Raw genomic sequence first — 5,914 nt, 5'->3', positions numbered from 1 at the left:
CCCCTGATCCGCGCGGATCAGGGGCATCAACTCACTTCTCGGCGCAGGGGCTCGCGGAAGACGCTCAGTCCTGGACCACCCGCGCCAGCGCGTCGAGCGCCGCGAACGGGTCGTCGGGCCGGTCCGGGTCGGGGCTCGTGGGAACGACCACCACGCTGCTGACCCCGTTCGCCTCGAGCGCGGACAGCCGCGCCCGGACGACGTCGGGGGGCCCGACGATCGCGAGCTGGTCGATCCACTCGTCGGGCAGCGCCCGGGAGAACTCCTGCGGGGTCGGCGTCGAGTCGCGCAGCTCCCGGAACGCGGCCGCGAACGGGAGCGGGTCGATCTGCGCGGTCCAGTCCGCGGCGCCGAACGTGGCCAGTGCGGGCCGGACGATCTCGCGGGCCGCTGCGACGTCGTCGTGCACCACGGCGAGGCTGAACGCGACGAGCGTGTGCTCGGGCGGGGCGCTCGTGCCCGCCGCGGCCTGGCCTCGTCCGACCGCCGCGCGGACCGTCGCCAGGTACTCGGGGGTCACGGGCATGTCGAGGATCGTGCCGTCTGCGACGCGGCCCGCGACCTCCAACGACCGAGGTCCGCGCACCCCGTTGAGGACGGGCGGGGCTACCGCCGGAGGGCTGTACAACGCAACATCATCGAGTTGTACGTAGCGTCCGTCGACGCTGAGACGCTCGCCGTGCAGGAGGGCACGGACCGCGCCCGTGGTCTCCTCGAGCAGGGTCAGCGGGCTCTTGGGCCACACGCCGATCTGCCGCATCCACCCGGGCATCCCGTGACCGATCCCCAGCAGCAGCCTCCCGGGGTGGAGCTCGGCGAGCGTCCCTGCCTCGAGCGCGGTCATGGCCGGGCTGCGGACGGCAGCCGGCAGGATCCCGATACCCACGCGGATCGACTGCGTCCGGGCCAGGATCGTCGCGGCCTGTGCGATCCCTCCCCGGAAGAAGCAGTCCTCGACCACCCAGATCTCGTCGAGGCCGATCTCCTCGGCACGCAGCGCGAACGGCAGCAGGTCGGCGATCGGCAGGTCGCGCGGGACGATCACGCCGAGGCGGGGACGGGGCACGGTGGTTCTCCTTCGAACGGTCGGGCTTCTGGGGAAGTCAGGGGGCGACGAGCCATGCGGGGGAATCCTCGCACCCCTTCGGGGCGACGGCGTCGGTCAGGCCACCCGGACCGACCTCCCCGCCACCGAGCGAGATCGGGTCGCCGTGGATGAGCGCTCCCCGTCACGGACGGCCCGCGTCCCCGTCAGTCGAGCGAAGCGTCGAAACCGGTGGTGCGGAGGATCCTCGCGGGAACCCCCGCGACGATCGTGTCAGCCGGGACGTCCTTCGTCACGACCGCCCCGGCGCCGACGATCGCACCGTCACCGATCGTCACGCCGGGGACGACCGTGACCGCGGCGCCGAGCCAGACCTTGCGCCCGATCCTGATGGGTGACGGCACCATGTCGGCCCGGCGGGCGGGGTCGACGGCATGGTTCAGGGTCGTCAGGGTGCACCCGTGCCCGACGAGGGTCCCGTCCCCGATCGTGATGCCCCCGGTGTCCTGGAAGCGGCAGCCGCTGTTGAGGAACACGTCCTTGCCCAGGGTCAGGTTCTTGCCGAACTCGCAGTAGAACGGCGGGAAGACCGTGACCGACTCGTCGACGACGACCCCCGTCAGCCGGGAGAGCAGCGCGCGCACGTCGTCGGGCGTGCGGTACCCGGAGTTGAGCTCGGCCACGACCTGCAACGCCTCCTGAGCCGCTCCGTGCATGAAGGCGTGCTGCTCGGACCCGCCCTCGATGAGCCCGCCGCGGTTCACGTGGTCCAGAAAGTCCTCGAGGTCCATCCTTCGATCCTGCCACGCCTCGAACGAGCGGGAATTGCCCTGGCCCGCCCCGACCCGGCGGGCCTACCGTCGAGGGCATGACCCCGACACCAGCAGCCTTCGCCGCGCTCGACGACCACCTGCGGCAGGCCGCCGCGCGGGACGAGCTCTCGGGCGTCGTGCTCGTGTCCCAGGACGGCGGGACCCTCTTCGAGGGGGCCTACGGCGTGGCCTCACGACGCTGGGCCGTCCCCGTCAAGGCCTCGACGCGCTTCGACGTCGCCTCGGTGACCAAGCTCTTCACGTCGGTCGCGGTCCTCCAGCAGGTCGCCGCGGGGACTCTCGACCTGGATGCCTCGATCCACGACCACGTCGACCTCGACGGCACCCGGATCCCGCGCGAGGTCACGTTGCGGCACCTGCTCTCGCACACCTCGGGCATCGCGGACGACGCCGACGAGGAGGCGGGGGAGTCCTACGAGGCCCTGTGGGTCGACAAGCCGAGCTACTCGGTCACGCAGACCGCGGACTTCCTGCCGCAGTTCGTCCACAAGACCCCGACGTTCCCTGTGGGCGAGGGATGCCGCTACTGCAACGTGGGCTACGTCCTGGCGGGCCTGGCCCTCGAGCACGCCACGGGCCTCACCTACCGCGACTACGTCCGCGAGCACGTCTTCGCGCGCGCGGGCATGACGTCGTCGGGCTTCTTCGACATGCGCGACGCGGTCCCGGACGTCGCGGAGGGCTGGGAGCCCGTCCGCGCCGAGGCTCCCGCAGTCCTGGAAGAAGGCATGCCCGACGGCGCCGCGTCCCTCGGCCAGCCTCCCGCCCCGGAGGGCGACGCGCCCCCGATCGTGGGCTGGCGGCAGAACATCTACAGCTACCCGCCCATCGGCTCGCCCGACGGCGGCGCGCACGTGACCGCGGCAGACCTGATCCGCTTCCTCGACGCCGTGCGGGCGGGCGAGCTGCTGCCGCCCGACCTCACGTCCGCGTTCCTGACGCCGCAGGCTTTGCACCACGAGATCGAGGACGCGGGGCCGGGGGAGGCCGCGGCCGTGCACTTCGCGTTCGGCCTCGAGATCGAGGTGACGGCGGACGGGACGGTCCGGTCGTTCTTCAAGGACGGGATCAACACGGGGTCGAGCGCGATCGTGCGGCACTACCCCGGCCCCGGCGGCGCGGCCGGGGTGACGGTCGCGGTCGTGTCCAACAGCGAGGACGGCGCCTGGGACCCCATCAGGCGCCTCGACGCGCTGATCACCGGGGCGTAGCGGGCAGGGCCTGGACCGCCGCGACCGCGGCGTCGACGTTCGGCAGGACCCGCCCGTCGGCGGACAGCGCAGCGAACCACGGCGACGCCTGGGCGGCCGCGAAGGTCGTCGCCGGGACCCGGGCCAGCACGAGCGTGCAGCCGATCCCCGCGAGCTGTCGGTCGAGGTCCGTGAGGCCGTCCAGGACGGTCGAGGTGATCCCGCGCTGAGCCCCGGCCTCGAGGACGACGGCGCGCGGCGTCGGGCTGCTCGCGCGAGCGACGGCCAGGATCCGTTCGATCGTGGGCCTCGTGTTCGCGGTGTAGAGCCCTGCGTCGAGGTGCAGGACGAGCACGCCCGGGGCGACGTCCGACTCCAGGGCGGCCTCGCGGTCGACCTCGCGGGTCACGGCCGAGGCGTCGGTCGCGTCGTCGTCCGGGGCGGTGCCGCGCTCGACCGGGGCCCAGCCACCCTGCGGCGTCCGGACGAGGGGGACCACGCGAGGTTGGTCGAGCTCGCGCAGCACGAGCAGGAGCGTGAACGCGACACCGACCCCGACGGCCGGCAGGAGTCCTGCGACCAGGCCGATCGCCGTGGTCACGGCCGCGACCGCGAACTCGACGCGGTTGATCCGCCACAGCAGCACGAAGTCGCCGACCTTGATGAGGCTCACGGTCGCGACGACCACCATGGCGCCGAGCGTCGCCTGCGGCAGGTCGTCGAGGACCGGGGCCAGGAAGAGCGCGACGAGGATCGCGAGGGTCGCGGTGACGAGGCCCGCGACCTGGCTCCGGGCACCGGCCCGCAGGCTGACCGCGGTCTGCGAGAAGCCGCCGGCCGGGGGCATGGCGCGGAAGAACGCACCGACGACGGCCGCGACCCCGTTGGCGAGGAGCTCCTGGTCGGGATCGATCTGGGGCTCCTCGGGCCGGCGGACCCCGCGGCCCACGGAGACGGTCTCGAGGAACGCCATGATCGCGATCGCGCTCGCACCCGCGAGCAACGGCCCGACGAGCGACAGGTCCGGCAGCACGGGCAGCGGCAGCCCAGGCGGGATCGGTTCGATGACCGCGACCCCGTGGTCGGCGAGCCCGGCGAACGCCACGAGCAGGATGCCCGCCGCCACGACGACGAGCGGCGCGGGCACCTTGGGAGCTACCCGTCCGAGCGCCAGGAGCACCGTGATGCTCCCGACCGAGAGGGCGACGGTCGCGGGCACCGCCTGGTCAAGGCTGCCGAGCGCCGAGCCGAGCACGTGGAAGAAGCCGGTCGCGTCGGGGTCGGTGGGGACCCCCAGCAGGTGGGGGAGCTGGGCCGCGGCGACGGTCGCGCCCACGCCTGCCTTGATCCCCACGAGCGTGGCCTGCGAGATGTTCTCGACGAGGGAGCCCAGCCGCAGCAGCCGCGTGAGGAGCAGCAGGGCACCCACGAGGAGCGTGAGGGTGGACACGGCCCGGGCGGGGTCGTCGGCACCCGCGGCCACGCCTGCCGCGAGCAGGGTCGAGGCCGACAGGGTGGCGATCGTCGACGTCGTGCTCATGCTCAGGGTCCGCGAACCGCCGAGCAGCGCGTAGACGACGAGCGGGACCATGCAGGTGTACAGGCCGAAGCTCACGGGCAGGTTCGCGATGGTCGCGTAGGCCATGGCCTGCGGCACGACCACGGCCCCGGCCGAGAGCCCGCCGACGACGTCGGCGCGCAGCCACGAGGCGCGGTAGCCGCGCAGCGTGGGGAAGAGCTGGACGCCGGGCGTCGCCGAGCGTGTGTCCCGGGGCCGTGGCGCTGCGGGCGCCGACGTCACGGAGCCTCCACCCCGCCGTGCGGGACTGCCACCGGCGCACCGCCCGTCGCGCCGCCCCGGGGGGCGCTGGGCGGCACCGGGAACACCTGCGACCAGTCGTCGCGCACGCTCACGACGGTCCAGTCCTCGTCGGCGGCGAGGGCCAGTGCCTGCTCGGCTCCCTTGTCGTAGGGAAGGTCGCCGCGGTCCGGGTCGTCGTGGTGGATCAGGACGGCCAGGCCGAGCGGGTGCGCGGACGCGTACCCGAGCATGGGCACGTCCCCGTCGGAGTTGCCGACGGCGAGCACGGGCCGTCGGCCGATCCTGCTCCAGATCCGCACGGGCTTCTCCGGGCCGTCGTCCAGGAAGGAGAACGACGAGCCGTAGACCACGTCACCCTTCTCGGCGTCGTAGGTGAGCCCGAGGCTCGACCCCACGACCTGCTCGGGGGCCACACCGTAGAAGTCCTCGGTGAACGGCCGCATGAAGTCGCGGTCCCCGCCCGAGGTGATGTACGTCGAGAAGCCGTGGTCGCGCAGGAGGTCGAGGAGCTCGCGCATGGGCTGGTAGGTGGCGTACCGGTAGGGCGTGCCGAGGGCGGGGTGCGTCGCCTCGTCGAGGAACTCCCGGACGGCTTCCGCATAGGTGCCGACCGAGCGGCCGGCCTGTGCGGCCACGACGGCCTCGATCAGCACGCCGAGGTCGGAGTCGTCTCCCGCGTAGTGCTTGTCGACCGCGCCGCCCAACCAGGCCAGGTCCCCGGTCGCCGCTGCGCGATAGGGCTGGCGCTCGGCCAGCGCGGGGTCGGAGGCCGCCGCGCGCGCCCACTGCTCGACGAGGAAGTGCAGCTGGACCGGCACGGGCTTCTCCGTCCACAGGGTGCCGTCGTTGTCGAAGACCGCGACGCGCTCGGCCGGGGGGAGCGCGTCGGGGCCGTTCGCGACCCGGTCGACGAGGTCGAGGATCGCGGCCCGAGCGGGGGTGTCACGCCAGGAAGGAAGGGCAGTCATCGGAAGTCCTCTCACGGGGCCGGGTACGGGGACGCCCGGGGCGGTCGGCATCAGGC

The 5,914-nt window shown here is 73.3% G+C and carries 5 protein-coding genes; 1 reads left to right on the top strand and 4 read right to left on the bottom strand.

Features of this window, described 5'->3' with window-relative positions; all coding sequences use genetic code 11:
* Positions 1 to 64 precede the first annotated feature (64 nt).
* Both ACFWFR_RS16700 and ACFWFR_RS16695 read right to left on the bottom strand, forming a co-directional pair.
* Positions 65 to 1,066, bottom strand: a complete 1,002-nt coding sequence (locus ACFWFR_RS16700; RefSeq protein WP_377623725.1) for an LLM class flavin-dependent oxidoreductase — start codon at positions 1,064 to 1,066, stop codon at positions 65 to 67.
* 185 nt (positions 1,067 to 1,251) lie between these two features.
* Complete coding sequence (locus tag ACFWFR_RS16695) at positions 1,252 to 1,836, bottom strand: sugar O-acetyltransferase (protein ID WP_377623723.1); 585 nt, start codon at positions 1,834 to 1,836, stop codon at positions 1,252 to 1,254.
* Between the two features lie 77 nt (positions 1,837 to 1,913).
* On the opposite strand from ACFWFR_RS16695, the gene ACFWFR_RS16690 reads away from it, so the two are divergent.
* The gene (locus tag ACFWFR_RS16690) at positions 1,914 to 3,089 is read left to right on the top strand and encodes a serine hydrolase domain-containing protein (RefSeq protein ID WP_377623721.1); all 1,176 of its coding nucleotides are present in this window, start codon (positions 1,914 to 1,916) and stop codon (positions 3,087 to 3,089) included.
* On the opposite strand, the gene ACFWFR_RS16685 is transcribed toward ACFWFR_RS16690, so the two are convergent.
* A complete protein-coding gene (locus tag ACFWFR_RS16685; RefSeq protein WP_377623719.1) occupies positions 3,076 to 4,869 on the bottom strand; it encodes a SulP family inorganic anion transporter in 1,794 nt (597 codons plus the stop codon). The genes ACFWFR_RS16690 and ACFWFR_RS16685 overlap by 14 nt on opposite strands.
* Positions 4,866 to 5,858, bottom strand: a complete 993-nt coding sequence (locus tag ACFWFR_RS16680; RefSeq protein WP_377623717.1) for an HAD family hydrolase — start codon at positions 5,856 to 5,858, stop codon at positions 4,866 to 4,868. The genes ACFWFR_RS16685 and ACFWFR_RS16680 overlap by 4 nt, the downstream gene beginning before the upstream one ends.
* Positions 5,859 to 5,914 lie beyond the last annotated feature (56 nt).

The sequence above is a fragment of the Oerskovia sp. NPDC060287 genome (assembly GCF_042726775.1).
Taxonomy (GTDB): Bacteria; Actinomycetota; Actinomycetes; order Actinomycetales; family Cellulomonadaceae; genus Oerskovia; species Oerskovia merdavium.
The sequence above is the reverse complement of the archived record's forward strand: the minus strand, read 5'-3'. Positions and strand labels throughout refer to the sequence as shown.